General features: G+C 48.7%; 11 protein-coding genes. 7 read left to right on the forward strand and 4 right to left on the reverse strand.

The window, feature by feature from the left end:
* The first annotated feature begins 4 nt into the window (after positions 1-4).
* The gene (locus DXZ20_RS07435; RefSeq protein ID WP_163660951.1) at positions 5-985 is read left to right on the forward strand and encodes a choice-of-anchor K domain-containing protein; all 981 of its coding nucleotides are present in this window, start codon (positions 5-7) and stop codon (positions 983-985) included.
* Positions 986-1,099: 114 nt separating this feature from the next.
* Here the strand turns inward: DXZ20_RS07435 and DXZ20_RS07440 are convergent, their stop codons facing one another.
* Positions 1,100-1,870 (reverse strand): TspO/MBR family protein, encoded by a 771-nt coding sequence (locus tag DXZ20_RS07440; RefSeq protein WP_250565668.1) that lies wholly within the window; start codon positions 1,868-1,870, stop codon positions 1,100-1,102.
* Positions 1,871-1,921: 51 nt separating this feature from the next.
* Between DXZ20_RS07440 and DXZ20_RS07445 the strand changes: the two genes are divergently transcribed.
* A complete protein-coding gene (locus DXZ20_RS07445) occupies positions 1,922-3,022 on the forward strand; it encodes an ABC transporter ATP-binding protein (RefSeq protein ID WP_163660953.1) in 1,101 nt (366 codons plus the stop codon).
* A 480-nt stretch (positions 3,023-3,502) separates the two neighbouring features.
* Positions 3,503-4,357 carry a hypothetical protein gene (locus DXZ20_RS07450; RefSeq protein WP_163660955.1) on the forward strand — a complete coding sequence of 285 codons (855 nt, stop codon included), beginning with the start codon at positions 3,503-3,505 and terminating at the stop codon, positions 4,355-4,357.
* Positions 4,358-4,386: 29 nt separating this feature from the next.
* Here DXZ20_RS07450 and uvrB read toward each other — a convergent pair whose 3' ends face one another.
* Positions 4,387-6,399, reverse strand: a complete 2,013-nt coding sequence (gene uvrB, locus DXZ20_RS07455; protein ID WP_163660957.1) for an excinuclease ABC subunit UvrB — start codon at positions 6,397-6,399, stop codon at positions 4,387-4,389.
* A gap of 256 nt (positions 6,400-6,655) precedes the next feature.
* On the opposite strand from uvrB, the gene DXZ20_RS07460 reads away from it, so the two are divergent.
* Positions 6,656-8,266: a hypothetical protein gene (locus DXZ20_RS07460; protein WP_163697404.1), complete on the forward strand. Its 1,611-nt coding sequence runs from the start codon at positions 6,656-6,658 to the stop codon at positions 8,264-8,266.
* A gap of 331 nt (positions 8,267-8,597) precedes the next feature.
* Here DXZ20_RS07460 and DXZ20_RS07465 read toward each other — a convergent pair whose 3' ends face one another.
* The gene (locus DXZ20_RS07465) at positions 8,598-9,410 is read right to left on the reverse strand and encodes an SDR family oxidoreductase (protein ID WP_163697406.1); all 813 of its coding nucleotides are present in this window, start codon (positions 9,408-9,410) and stop codon (positions 8,598-8,600) included.
* A gap of 188 nt (positions 9,411-9,598) precedes the next feature.
* Here DXZ20_RS07465 and DXZ20_RS07470 point away from each other — a divergent pair, with 188 nt between their 5' ends.
* The 3 genes from DXZ20_RS07470 (at position 9,599) to DXZ20_RS07480 (ending at position 13,840) form a co-directional block, all read left to right on the forward strand.
* Positions 9,599-11,419 (forward strand): M3 family oligoendopeptidase, encoded by a 1,821-nt coding sequence (locus DXZ20_RS07470; protein ID WP_163697408.1) that lies wholly within the window; start codon positions 9,599-9,601, stop codon positions 11,417-11,419.
* 110 nt (positions 11,420-11,529) lie between these two features.
* Positions 11,530-12,255 (forward strand): HAD family hydrolase, encoded by a 726-nt coding sequence (locus tag DXZ20_RS07475; protein WP_163660965.1) that lies wholly within the window; start codon positions 11,530-11,532, stop codon positions 12,253-12,255.
* Positions 12,256-12,559: 304 nt separating this feature from the next.
* Positions 12,560-13,840 (forward strand): SpoIID/LytB domain-containing protein, encoded by a 1,281-nt coding sequence (locus DXZ20_RS07480; protein ID WP_163697411.1) that lies wholly within the window; start codon positions 12,560-12,562, stop codon positions 13,838-13,840.
* 13 nt (positions 13,841-13,853) lie between these two features.
* Here the strand turns inward: DXZ20_RS07480 and DXZ20_RS07485 are convergent, their stop codons facing one another.
* Positions 13,854-14,642 carry a hypothetical protein gene (locus tag DXZ20_RS07485; protein WP_163697413.1) on the reverse strand — a complete coding sequence of 263 codons (789 nt, stop codon included), beginning with the start codon at positions 14,640-14,642 and terminating at the stop codon, positions 13,854-13,856.
* Positions 14,643-14,819: the final 177 nt, after the last annotated feature.

Below are 14,819 nucleotides of genomic sequence, written 5' to 3' on the forward strand. Positions count from 1 at the left end.
AATCATGAATCAATTCAATATCCGTGCTGCACTAGGCATGGCAGTCATAGTGAGTGCGATAGGAGCAGCACCCACCTATGCCTTCACCCTAACAGGGGCATCAGCAAGCTTCGACAACGCACGATTAGTAAACGGCAAAACTGTTGGTAGAGCGGCTAACAACAGTGATTTTGCCGACTATGAGCAAGCGGCTTTTACTAAAGACTCAGATAACTATGTTGAGTTTTTTGATTACAACGGGGTCAACCAAGTGCGTTGGGGCGATCCTGTCTATGACTACTACAGCTACTCCAAAACGCAAGAAGCAGGTCATCGAAAAATATCGGACTATGGGTCCTACCGCACCAGCAACGGTTATCAATATTATGGATCCCATAAAGACCGAACAGCTCAAAAAAGTGGTCTTGGTTTCGCGGGTGTCAGCAATGTCGATTTAGGTGTAGGTGAGATTTTCAATCTTGGTACTCTCAAGCACTACAACAACACAATTTGGTCAGATGGTCGCATCGCAGAGAAAACCGATTTCAGCCTAAAATTAGGCTTTGGCGATACTGGTCTAGGTGACCAGACCTTCAACTTCGCCCTTAACATTGATGAGACTAGCAATAATCCTAATAATCATGCGGGCGGCCAATGCCCATATCAAACCACTGGCTCTGGCTGTTCTGATAAAATCACCTGGGATTTTGCCATTGACTCTGAAAGTAGCTTTGAGTTTGAAGGTGAAGAATACACCCTTGAGCTAGTAGGCTTTAACGACACGCCTAACTTCGATGCTGGCGGCGTAACAGACTTTATCTCCCAAGAGAATGGCACTAGTCAGGCTAGTCTGTTTGCTCGCATCGTTAAAGTAGACGACCCTGATAATCCTGATGAGCCCACCGCTGTGCCTGAGCCAGGAGCGCTGCTAGGAATAGGCGCATTGGGATTGCTCTTGCATAATACCCGCCGCCGCCAACAAGAGGCTGCTATTGCTGAGGCTTAACAAAGCCCCAATCGCCACTGGCAAACGTCTCTGCAACAGAGCAAACACCCCAGACCTAAGAACTTTTTGTTTCTCAGGTCTGGGGTTTTCTTAGCTATGGCAATCTGTTCTTGCTTACCCTTGTGAGGGTTCATCCAGCATCAAAGGATACCAAGGCTCACGATCATTTAACTGCCAAATAGAAATTACTAGAGCGCTGGCCACTGCCAACCAAATCACCATGGGCAATAGCAGCTGGCCTGCCAAGGGCACAACTTGCCAGTAACTCACGGTAACGACAACAGACGAAACCAACGGTCCAAGAATAACCACAGGCACCGCCAAGCCCAGACGCCCTTCCACCGTGAAGACTGTATTCCAGGTATCTCCCAAGGCTAAATGGATAATAAAAATAGCTAGGGGCCATGTTAAGTAGGTCTGGCCTAAAGCTTGCCACACTAGATAAGAGGACACCACCCGTAAGACACCAATACTCATCCAAATAATCGGAAACGCCAGGGGAGGAGGAGCCCAGCCAGGACGTTTGACATTACTGTAGGTGGTGCGAGTTCGTGCATTGTTCAAAGGGGAAAACAGACGGGACCGAATGGCTAGCACAATAAAAAATGCGATCGCAGCTCCCACTTTGACCGTTTCAGACCATGCCTGGGTCAGCTGCTGTAATCCCCACAAACTGATGATCATCAGTCCAATTTGAGCCAGGGTGCCAACGACATATCTCCCTAAAGCAGACCAGTCAGCTTGACGCCCCTCTGCGGCTGGCAGCTGCGTTGCATCGTCTAGACGCACACCCATGATGGCATTCACCATCGACTCCACCTTGCCAAACAGGTTCGTTTTTTCCGCCATAGTCGCTGCTAAGTTACTCCCATTACTATCTATCATGATTGCCGCTACTATTTGGGGAAAGAGCAACCCAACCAAAAACGGCAGTTCATGGCAAATGTTCGGTTTGAGCGCGTTACTAAACAGTATGACAACGGCTTCGTCGCGGTTAAGGATCTAAATTTAGAAATTTGCGATCGCGAATTCTTAGTCCTTGTGGGGCCTTCAGGCTGTGGCAAAACCACCTCTCTGCGCATGTTAGCAGGGCTGGAAAGTATCAGCAGTGGTAACTTATACATCGATGAACGCCGGGTCAATGACTTACCGCCCAAGGATCGAGACATCGCCATGGTGTTCCAGTCCTATGCCTTATACCCCCATATGAGCGTGTTTGATAACATGGCGTTTAGCCTCGAACTTCAGGGCGTACCTAAGGCAGATATTCGTAAGCGGGTGCAGCAGGCAGCTCAGCAACTGGGCATTGATAGCTTACTCGAGCGCAAACCCAAACAACTGTCCGGTGGTCAACGCCAGCGAGTGGCCGTGGGTCGTGCCATTGTGCGTAACCCATCAGCTTTCCTAATGGATGAGCCCCTATCTAATTTAGATGCCAAACTACGGGTACAGGCTCGAGCAGAGCTGAATAAACTTCACAAACGATTGGGCACCACATTTATCTACGTTACCCATGATCAAGTAGAAGCCATGACCATGGGAAGTCGTATTGCCATTATGAATCAAGGCATTCTACAGCAGGTGGATACGCCCCAAACAATCTATGAAAAGCCTAACAACATTTTTGTAGCAGGATTTCTGGGCAGTCCATCAATGAATTTCTTGGATGCCACCCTTAGACGCCATGACGACAACTTATTAATTAAAACTGATAGTTTTAGCTTACCACTGTCAAGAAACAACGACACTATCCACCCTTACATCGACCGCTCAGTTACTCTTGGTATTCGTCCAGAAAGCATTTACCACCCTGACTATTTGCCTCCTGGCATTACACCTGTAGACATTCAAGCTGAGGTATCCGTGGTTGAACTTATGGGGCATGAATTAATTGTTTACGCCACCTTAACCGATGGTAGCGAGATTGTTTCCCGCCTCGATCCAAGAGCCGTTATTGTGCCAGGGGAAATCATTACCCTACAGCTCGATCAAAATCGCATCCACCTCTTTGATAACGAAACAGAACAAACAATTTAGCGGACATTTGACTGTCAGCACAGGCTCGGTCAGCCACCTCCTCAAAACAACAGTGTCTATTTTTGTTTTTTCCACAACCGTAATTTATCCAATCTAGAAGGTATAACTTGATCACTAAAATGTGTAGTTTTCTGCACATTTTTTTGCGTAAGAATACTAAGATATAAAGTTATGAATACCTAACCTACGCAATTTAACTAGCTCTAATAAAGAGTCCGTGAACTGAAGTGGTCAATTTAGTTCTAAGATGTGAATATTAATCAAGGTTAATACAAGCGTAATCAGCCGCCAACTACCATGTCCCCTGACGGTCTTTCGATTAGCTATTCCCAACCGACCTTGGCTACAAGGCAAGATGCTATTGAGCAAGCGGTTGCGAATCTAATGCAGCACGCCCAGCATCTACGAATCAAAAAACTCTTGTTTAGCGTTTGTTATGGGACGTGGGAAAACGAGGCTGCCGTACTAAGCAGTGTTCCGATGAGTTCGTTGGTATCAATTTTGTTGGGACGCTACTCTACCCTGCAACAATGCCGCAACAGTCTCTACCAAAAAGCAAATAACCTGAATCGTAAAAAGGTTTACATTGCGATTGCAAACGTTATTTTATACTATCTGCGCAACGTATTTCTTCCCCAAACACCACTCTCCCCATCTACGGATCAACAAGCTGATAATCTAGCCGCCTCGGTACAATCACGGGCTAAATCGGATCTTTACCAGCCTGTAATCAATGAACTCAAAAAATCAGATAATTTAGGCGTTATTAAGACGTTTCTGGGGTATCTAGGACAGTCCCCTGGGAACATCGCTGACACAGCTAGTACTGATTTACTGAGTCTTGTGCAGTTGGCCCATCGCCAAGCACCAACGCCTTTAGAACTAAAGCAGCGTTTATTGGGGATCTTAAAGCATCAGAGGCATCTGCCCTCTTTTACTCACTCGCAGATAGTAGCCCGACAAATTTTAAGGGCATTTCGCTCTCTTTACGTCACTGGACCTGCACCAGTGGTCACCACACCTGATAGCCTCACCACGTTGGAGCAAGCCCTCTCCAGTAAATGTGATCCCGACAAAGTCCGAGTACTGCTTTATTCCATTCTTTACGGTCCCTATGCAGACAGCCCGCTACAACGGCAAATCTTGCAAGCCAAAACACTACGCGATCTTTTAGAGGAAACGTTTGACTACTGCCCGACCTACGGTGACTTTGAAAGCAAGCTGACAATCCTGGCCCACTGTTTGGAAACATCCGATGGCCTGAATCGAGCCCTCAAGGTCATGCTGGTCTCGTTATACCGCTATTACACTAAGGACAAAAAGCTATCGGTATAAAATAGCTTGCTTGTTTATTAGTGGGCCTATTATTCAGCAGGTGTCCGCTTGCCGAGTAGCTTTTCTCGTAGATGCTTGATGCGATCGCGAAACTTAGCCGCTTCTTCAAAGTCCAGCTCCTTGGCAGCCGCTTTCATTTGCTTCTCCAGCTGACTAATGAGTTCCGGGATATCTTCCAGGGCAAGATCGTCACTATGCTCATAAACTTCTTCCAATTCTTGGGCATTGAGACGCCGTGATACCTCCAAAAACGAGAGAATAGCGTTGCTCTTCCGTCGAATAATGGGCTTTGGCACAATGCCATGTTTTTCGTTGTAAGCCTTTTGAATTGCCCGTCTACGCTCAGTTTCGTCAATGGCCCTAGCCATACTGCCAGTCAGATTATCAGCATAGAGAATCGCCTGCCCCTGAACGTGTCTGGCGGCTCGACCCATGGTCTGAATCAGGGATCGCTCCGCCCGTAGAAACCCCTCTTTATCCGCATCTAAAATCGCTACCAACGAGACTTCAGGTAAGTCCAACCCTTCCCTTAGTAGGTTTACTCCCACTAACACATCAAAGTTACCGTTACGCAAATCTTGAATAATCTCAATCCGCTCAATAGAGTGAATCTCAGAATGTAAGTAACGGACTCTCACCCCCTGTTCGTCAAAATACTCAGTGAGATCTTCTGCCATCCGTTTGGTCAACGTAGTCACTAGGGTGCGCTCACCCCGCTGAGCCCGATCCTGAATCTCTCCTAATAGGTCATCGACCTGCCCTGTAGTGGGTCGTACAAAAATCTCAGGGTCTAATACCCCAGTAGGACGAATAATCTGCTCCACAACCCGTTGTTCAGAGATTTCCAGCTCCCACTCACCCGGTGTAGCAGATACAAAAATACAGTTTTTGACCTTTTGCCAAAATTCTTCTGCTTTCAGAGGGCGATTATCAGCAGCGCTGGGTAACCGAAATCCATGATCGATTAAGACTTTCTTACGAGCCTGATCACCGTTGTACATCCCCCGCAACTGAGGAATCGTAACGTGGGACTCATCAATCACCAACAGCCAATCTTCAGGAAAGTAGTCCAAAAGACATTCGGGGGGATCTCCTGCGTGGCGTCCGGCTAGATGGCGAGAATAGTTTTCGACGCCATTGCAGTAACCCACCTCCCGCAGCATCTCCAGGTCATATTTAGTGCGTTGCTCTAGACGCTGAGCTTCGAGTAGTTTGCCTTCTTTTTCTAGCAACTCCAGCTGCTCTCTGAGTTCTTCTTGAATGCCGTTACACGCTGCTTCTAACTTATCGTCCGGGGTCACAAAGTGGCGAGCCGGATATATGTTGAGGGCTTCCATACTCTGAATTGTCGCCCCAGTCACCGGGTCTACATAGCGAATGGCATCAATTTCATCGCCGAAGAACTCCACTCGGATAATGCGATCCTCGTAGGCCGGACCAATTTCTAACACATCGCCTTTCACGCGAAATCGTCCTCGACCTAAGTCGATGTCGTTGCGCGTATATTGCACAGAGGCCAAGTCCCGCAGTACCTGCCGCTGGTTTATTTCCATGCCTACCCGCAGCGGGATCGATGCCTTTAGATATTCTGTCGGGATTCCTAAACCATAGATACAGCTGATGGAGGCCACCACAATCACATCCCGCCGTTCAAATAGAGAACGGGTGGCAGAGTGTCGCAGCATATCGATTTCTTCGTTAATCGATGCGGTTTTGGCAATGTAAGTATCTGTAACCGGGATATAGGCCTCAGGCTGATAGTAATCGTAATAACTGATGAAATACTCAACGGCATTGTCTGGGAAAAATTCCCGCAGCTCGTTACAGAGCTGTGCTGCCAGCGTTTTATTGTGAGCTAGAACCAGGGTGGGGCGTCCTATGGTATCGATGACCCGAGCAACCGTGTGAGTCTTCCCGGTACCGGTCGCTCCCAATAAAGTTTGATATTGACCTCCAGCCTCTAAGTAGCTAATTAAACCTTCAATTGCTTTGGGTTGGTCACCCTTGGGTTCAAAGGGAGCTTGAATATCGAAGTCATTCATGGGCGGCTGGCGCTAAGAAGGCACGTACTTCACTGAAACCATCAACACAAAGGTAGACTTTACGATCTTAAAAGTAATGTCTAAAATTCGCACAGCTGTTTTTAGCCATCATCTACTGCAATGGCTTATACCATGACAGTTTCACAGGTGGGGTTCTACGTCTTTACCATTTTCCAGAACCGCTACCCTAGGAAAGACAGGGCCGATCCTAGTCGACCCGATTAGACACACTTGATAGCTCACCGTGGGGGTATCTATGAAAATCTGGCGTTGGGGATGTATTGGACTAGTAGTTGCAATCAGTGCCTGCGGTCCTGGCGAACAAGCGACCGCTCCAGACAGCCCTGGTCCAAATGGCGCAGACGTGACCACCACCGCAGCTGCAACCGCCGCCTGCGATCCCATGGAGAGTCAGGTACCGCTACAGGCTGCCACTGAAGTAGACCTACCCTTCGAGCGCTTTGACTTTCGACCAACTGAGGTAGAAGCTACTGAGTCAACACTGATCTTTAGGGGAAGGCGCTATGGGTTTACGTTTTGTAAACGCGATCGCACCTGGGGCGTAGAGGCCCTGGAAGTTGCCCCACCTGTGGAGGAAGACTACGCTGAATATTTCGAATCCCTGGGTGATCCAGACTATGAAACCATAGCCAGCCAAGAGCAAAGCTATCAAGCACGGGTCCGCCTTGACGCCTCCTGGGTTGAAGGATCGGAAACCCTTGAGAATGATCTAGAACAGGTAATTTTTGAACTGATCAAACCCGGGGATAGCGAGCCTACGGCTCAAGTCCTATATACCAACACTGACATCATTGAACGTGAACTAGGGGCAACGGCGGGTGTGCCAACCATCACTCAAACCCTAGTGACCGATGATGCTCTGTGGTGGTCCATTGGATTTGAGCAAGGTGAGGGAGCCAGTGGCATTGCTACAGTGGTGCAATATCAGCTCGATCAGGATGAAATTGTCCTCTGGCAACCATCTGAACTCGGAAATGCTCAAATTACCGATCTGGCCCTGACAACGGCAGACGATGAGGCCACCCTCTGGTTGGGTACCCAATACTCAGGGGAGGGCAATCCATTTCTCCCAGCCAAAGGCTTGGTAGCATTCCGTCCAGCAGACAATACAGTGAAGACGTATACCGTTGAGAACAGTCCGCTCATTGGAGCCATCCCCACTCGACTCTGGGCTGAAGAAGAAACATTATGGGTGGCCACCGCTAATGGCGTATGTGAAATAGACTGGACAGCGATTGATACGAATGATAGTTGGGCCTGCTGGCGCTTTATAGCCAGGACTGATATCCCAACCGATCAGGATTTGTATGCCAGTCTGCTAGCTGAAACACCTATGGAACAGCTAGATGGTACAACAACGGTAGAGGTGCTGTGGTTAGCAGACACTGACATCAGCACCCCCGAATCTTCAGTGCGATACGAAATTAGCTACGAACCAGGCATTACCACTGAAATCAGCCAAGGTGCCGACTATTATATGGGTCCAGAAGAGAATCCGGACGATGGATATTTTTGGTGGCCAGGTCAGGACTGGAGCTGGAATGGAGAACGCTTTGTGCGTCCATGGGATCAGGTCGCTGTGAATTATGTGGGTGGTGGTCCCCAGGGGATTGGCCCCACTGAATATGAGAGTTTTGTTGCCGATTGGCAAGCAATGCGGGGGGAGTTTGAATTATTGACCCTGACGCCTGACGTTACAGAAATCATCTATTACTCTGCCTGGATTGACGGAGAAGATCTGGAACCTTGGGTAACAGTGACTGAGGCGGCGAATGCTCCCCTTGATACTGCAAATCCGACGGATGTGGTACTGACAGATTTGAAAAAGGCGGCGCAGAGTAATTAGCAAAGATCTTACGAAATCCGAATTCATTAACCCCCGCTTAAAAGTGAATAACCCTGTAGGGGTACTCCCTTGTGGATACCCTTCGATATCGGGGGTAGGTAACCAGGATTTTGCATTATTATCGTTGGTTAATCTGATTTCTCATGCTCAAAATTCATCATCTCTATGTTGTATTTGCATAGGTATGAGAATCTCGTATACATCAATGTTTTATGATGAGCAACAACGTCTCAACAGATGTGCCATCATGCCGGGGCATTAGTCTTGGCATGGTGTTTTAACTCACCCCCATGAGAGATAGCAATGTTTTAGAGGTAGACTCTACAACATCCTAAGTAATAGCCGCAAAGAGCTGAGACCATTCGATGGCAGGCGGTCGTGGCCCCTGATTAATGATTTCGAAAGTTTGCTGCTCAGTGACGAGATGCTGCAAGCACTCAACACAGACAGCAGCCACATCTTTGCGGCTGGTCTGGCCAAGCAATCGATCTCCAACCCCTAAAACCACACCTTGTTTTCCACCAGTGGAAGCCTTGATCAGGGTATTGAGATCGTAGGAGGTGTAAGGACCATCAATCAGTCGGCCTGGACGGATAATGGTGTAGCGACAGCTTGAACCACGCAGGGCAGCTTCGGCAGCTGTTTTAGCATCTAAGACACCATACGTATTGAGCAGGCTGAAGGGAAACTCTTCTTTACGCTCCACACCTAGGGAAGAGACTAGAACAAAGCGCTGTACCGCACTCTTCTTAGCAACCTCAATCAGGTTTTGTACACCCTGGCCATCGGCAATTGCTGGAGAGTTTTTTGTATGGCGCTGGCGATAGTCAGTATCAAGAAAAATACGTCCCCACGCTAAGAACTGCTCCAGGGGCTGGGCAGGTAAATCCACTTGCCATTTATCTGAAGGAAACGCCGTTGTGCCACTGCAACAGAGGATGGCATCGATTCTGTCCAAGGCAGCCGTTAACGTATCGAGCAATCGCAAGTCTGCCTGCACCAGGTCTACCCGATCGCCAAATAGTGAACGGGCTTTGACAACATTGCGGGTTAAGGCCCTAACCTCGTAGCCCTGACCCAGGGCATAGGCTACGGCTAACTGACCGACCCCACCGGTAGCACCGGTGACCAAAATTCGCTGCATACTCGGTACTGAGATCGCAATAAACTCCTTCCCTCTCAGTTAACCTTAAAACAGCAGCACCACTCAATCAAAGGTGGCTAGCCCCAATCCAGCCGATTAAAATTTAGGGACCCCCCTAAGGACCACCCTTAGGCCCCCCTAAGGACCACCCTTAGGCCCCCCTAAGGACCATCTGCCCCCACATTGCTATGCCTCAACTTCGTCAAACTTGGGATAACCAGCATTTCTTCAAAGGTACCGACGATCCCCAGATTGCAACCGCTATCGCTGAGATTAGGGACAACGTTGGGCAAATCTCCATGGCCTGTGCCCCGTTTGCAGAATACATTGACAGTGCGGAAACACTTCCTGAACCAGAGTTTGACACCCTGCTTGGCTTATTACGCGGCATTCACCAAACCCGCACAGAGTTGAACAAACAGCTGGGCAATGTGCGCACTTACATCACGACGGCCCTGAGCGTAGATGCCCAGGACACCCATGCCAGCGCCATCATGCCCACACTGCAGCAGATCAGCGCAGAGGTGAGCCAGGCACTCACCCCCATGCAGGTGTTTCTCAATCGGGTTCGCTCTGAATTTGTGGCAGCTGTGGTCGCGGATCCGGTCTTAGTAGAAATGGCTTTTTTACTGGTGCATCAACGCAAACTCAGAGATCAACTGCTCAGTGTTGCAGAAGAGAATTTAATTACAGGCCTGGCGGTAAACGGTCTGCATACCTGGGGCAATCTCTACACAGAGCTGGCGGGTACCCTTAAATGCACAGTTAACGGAGAGACCATGGGTCTGGCAAAAGCCGCTAATTTGCAAAGTGACCCCAACCGAGAAACTCGACAGGCCGCCTGGAACGCGATCCGTAACGCTTGGACTGGCCATCAACAAACTGCATCCACCATTCTCAACGCCATCAACGGCTGGCGACTAGAAGAAACGCAAAAACGGGCTCAGGTGCGTGAACTCCATTACCTAGACCGCAGCTGTCATCAAAGCCGTATTGAGCGGGCTACTCTAGATGCGTTGATGGCAACCACCTATCAGCAACGTTCCATTGGGCAACGCGCTCTGAAGGCCATGGCACAGGTGCTCAACATTCCCCAGATGGCACCGTGGGATTTACAAGCCCCAGCGCCTACCATTGGCGAGCCCAAAACAATTTCATTTGACGCAGCCATTACATTGATTGCCGATGCGTTTCGACAACTAACCCCAGAAATGGGCGACTTTGCCGTGATGATGGCTGAGCAGGGCTGGATTGATGGGAAACCTACCCCCAACCGAGCCACTGGAGCTTACTGTACTCGGTTTTCCGACCCCCGTGAACCGCGTATCTTTATGTCCTATGCGGGCACGATGACCAACGTCATCACCCTGGCCCATGAACTGGGTCATGCCTGGCATAACTGGGTCATGCGTGATCTGCCCCCCATGCAAACCTATTACTCCATGACCTTGGCGGAAACTGCCAGTATCTTTGCTGAGACCTTAGTGCGTGATGCTCTGCTACAGCAAGCTGAAACACCGGCTCAAAAGTTAGAGATTCTCTGGCAAAATGCCCAAAGTGCAGCGGTCTTTTTGCTAAATATTCCAGCTCGGTTTGAGTTTGAGAAACGACTGGTTGAAGCACGGAAACAGGGTGTTGCGATCTCACCTGCGCTCAAGACCATGATGGCTGATAGCTGGCAACTTTGGTACGAAGACAGTCTTTCAGACTATGACGACATGTTTTGGGCTACTAAGCTACATTTCTCTATTTCTCAACTGGGCTTTTACAACTATCCTTACCTATTTGGCTATCTCTTTAGCCTCGGCATCTATGCCCAGCAAGACAACTATGGAGCCGATTTTAACACCCTCTATACTCAAATTTTACGAGACACTGGCAGCATGACAGCAGAAGAGTTAGTAACTCAGCACCTACAGCAAGACATCTCACAATCTCAGTTTTGGAAAGCCAGTCTGAGCATTGTTGAAAAGAGTGTTGCCTCATTTGAACAATTGGTTGACAACTGATGCCGTTGTGCTCGCCAGAATTTCTTGTGGAGACTATCCCGATGAACGTGCCTAATGGCGCTAACCTAGTGAAGCACTTCCGCGCATCTGGCATATAGGGCAGATTCACCATGGTCACCAGCACGTCCCTCGACTGGATTTTTTTTGACTGTTTCAATACCCTGATCGACGATTTTGATACCTCTGGCTATGAAGCAGGGTTAGCACCCATGTATCAGGTGCCAGTGACAGCCGGGCTCTATACAGACATTGAAGATGTACGGGCTGATTACCACCGCTGGCGGTTAGAGTATATTGCTGGCAAACCCCATGAGCAAACCTTACAGGAGCGGTTTCGCAATCTATTGGCAGTCTACCGCCCTGAGGCAGATACGGCGCTAGTTGACCAAGTGCTCGCAGAAATGGAAGTTCAGTTTATGGAGTGCTTTCCCGCTACACTCAGACTACCTGCTGGCGTAGAAAGCATGCTGCAACGCTGGCAAGACCAGGTGTCCATGGGGGTAATCTCTAACTTTTTCTTAGCAGATTGGCCTGGCAAAATGCTGGAGCGCTATGGCCTGAACGTATATTTTCAGTTTGTACTGGACAGTGCCGAATGTGGCAAGCGCAAACCGAGCGATACCATCTACCAAATGGCTCTAGAAGCAGCCGGAAATCCAGCCCCTGAGAGAGTATTGTTTATTGGCGATCATTTAACCAATGATGCGATCGCACCTCAGCGGTTGGGAATGCGATCCATTTACTTTGATCGCTCGGCTGAACGCGCCTCGTCATCGGCTGCACCAGCTGACATCAAAGCCATCACTCACTGGGATCAATTTATCCCTTACCCTTAATAGAACGCAGGAAAACCATTATTCATGAAATGTGGCAAAAAAATACGACTAAGGTATAAGGCTAAGTCTGACACATCTTGCTATGGGCGAGGGCAATCTACATAGAGGCACCCTAGAGAAAGATAAATGTAGCGAAAAATGCCACCGTGTAATTAAGGTGTTTTTTAAATAAAAATAAAACTTAAATTATTTTCGTCATAGATAATTAAAGCACTAGCCAGATATTAACCGTCTTTATTATGAGCCAAATCCCGCAGGCCGCAGTCATTATTACTAACCAATAAAATTAATCATACAAAGTTAAATGCCTCTTAAACTCTCTAGGATCGCCAGTGTAATTCTGTCTGCAGTGATGATATCGGCTCCATTGACTGGGGTTGGTCGTCAAGTAGCCAAGGCTGACACCACAGCTTCACCTGCGACTAATGAGGTTAAACCCAAAGCACCAGAGGACAAGGCATCACAGACAAAGCCAGAGCAAAAATCATCGGCAACCGCTGAAATTAGTCCCAAAACTCCAAAGAGCAAGCCATCAAAGCCAGAGCAGCCTCAATCATCTGCGACAACCAAGACGTCAAGAAACTCAACCTCGCCAGCTCCCATTGAACCCTTTATCCAAGCTGATGCTGTGGCGTTAGGACAGTGGTTAGTCACCAAAACCGTAAAAAACCTGGTAGACAACCCCGCAGATAGTGCCGCTAAGCCAGCAACACAACCTAAAAAACCAGCAGGTTGGCCCAGTCCACCGAACAGAACCGCATCTGCTGCCAAACCACAGCCCGCTGCCCAACCGCAAACACCGACTCTACCAAAAGTCGCGGTGCGCGCACTACCCCCTGAACCCTCTAGCAATCCCACAATTGATAACTACACAGAAATGCGAGTCGCTTTGACGAAGCAGGCTCCTGATGTGTCAATCGCTGCATCCGAAGGGGGGGTGCTCGTGAGCACCAACGGCGAACTTGTGGAAAATGTATCAGCGGGTATTAGCTATCAAATCAGTGCTGACGAGCGAGGGCTATTTGTAAATGGCCAACCGGCCCCAACAGCCCTCTGGGTTGAACCAGATAATGGTTATGTAGCGGTTGGCAATCGGTGGTATCGCGGACGCTTACTGCTGTTATGGCAAAACGGCGGAGTCATGGCTGTAAATTACGTCATGCTTCAGGAGTATTTATACAGCGTAGTTGGAGCTGAAATGTCTGCCAGTTGGTCTTTAGAAGCCTTAAAGGCCCAGGCCGTTGCAGCGCGTTCCTATGCCATCGTACACACCGTTCGCCACCAGCGAAGAACCTACGACTTGGATGATACGCAACGGTATCAAGCTTATAAAGGTATTGCCACGGAAGCTAGCTCCACCCAGCAGGCCGTCCATGAAACATCCGGAGAATTTATTAGCTATGGCGGTGGTGTGGTGGAGTCATTATACGCGGCTAATCAAGATATTGTTGACGATGCCCATAGTGGGTACGGGATGAGTCAAACCGGAGCCCTAGATTTGGCAGAACAGGGCTATCGCTATTATGAAATCTTGTCTGCATACTATCCTGACACATCGGTAGGACGCATTGACATTGGTGAGTAGGGTCACTCACTGCTTAAGAGACTTTGATGCTCTTACGTGCCAGGTTACAGGTTAGATTTTGCCCTTCGATCACCACCGGCCCTAGCACAGTATGAACAAGTAGCCGAGTAGCATCAGCTTTAATTACTGACTGTAGATTAGCCGGAACCTTAGGTCTCTGGAGGGGTTCCGAGTGATTAGCCACCAATTCATCATGATAGGGATATTTGCTAGCCACTAATGTGTCCTTGGCATGGCGTTTTCGGACATTGACACGCAGTCGCTGTCTTTGCGCATTACGATCTAGCCACACCACAGTATCTGCCAGGGACAGGATTTGTTCTCCGCGCCAGGTTTTGACATAGATCGTCCCGGTATCACACAGCATGTGTTTAACCGGATACCATTGCTTGTGGCACAGCAGCAGAATATCCATCAGCTGCATACTACGATGGTTGACCCACCACGTTTTCCAAAAAACAGACGCTGCCTCACAGTGAATCTGATACCCTGCTGGCACACTATGGTGATCATACTGAGCAAACGTTGCCTTAGACGAGCGCGCCTGTTCCAGACTGAGCGGAATAAACCCTGCTTCAAGGGCAAACTGATGGAGCAACGCCCAATAATCAGAACTTAAACGGATGACAATATGGGGACACTTAGTCGTGAATCGCCCTTTGGCCAATAGCACTCCTTGGGTGGTGAGCAACTGAATCTCATCCAAAGCCTTCTCTACACGTAGCTCGCGATTGGCTAAAAGAGATTCTTCTCCCCTCAGAAATGTTTTAATCAGAGCACTATTATCTATGGCGATTTTCATGAACAGTTTTATGGTGTAGTAGACAGCCGTTGCAACCGACGTGCCGCAACTAGGTCAAGGAAATTTTTTCGCCTGTAAGTTTATCCATAGAATCTTACAGTTAATCTCGATATTATTGAGATCGACTACAGTATTCCCACCTGACTAAAGGATGACAGCGTCTGATTAATGCTCTTC

The organism is Adonisia turfae CCMR0081 (genome assembly GCF_011009555.1).
GTDB classification, from domain to species: Bacteria; Cyanobacteriota; Cyanobacteriia; order Phormidesmidales; family Phormidesmidaceae; genus Leptothoe; species Leptothoe turfae.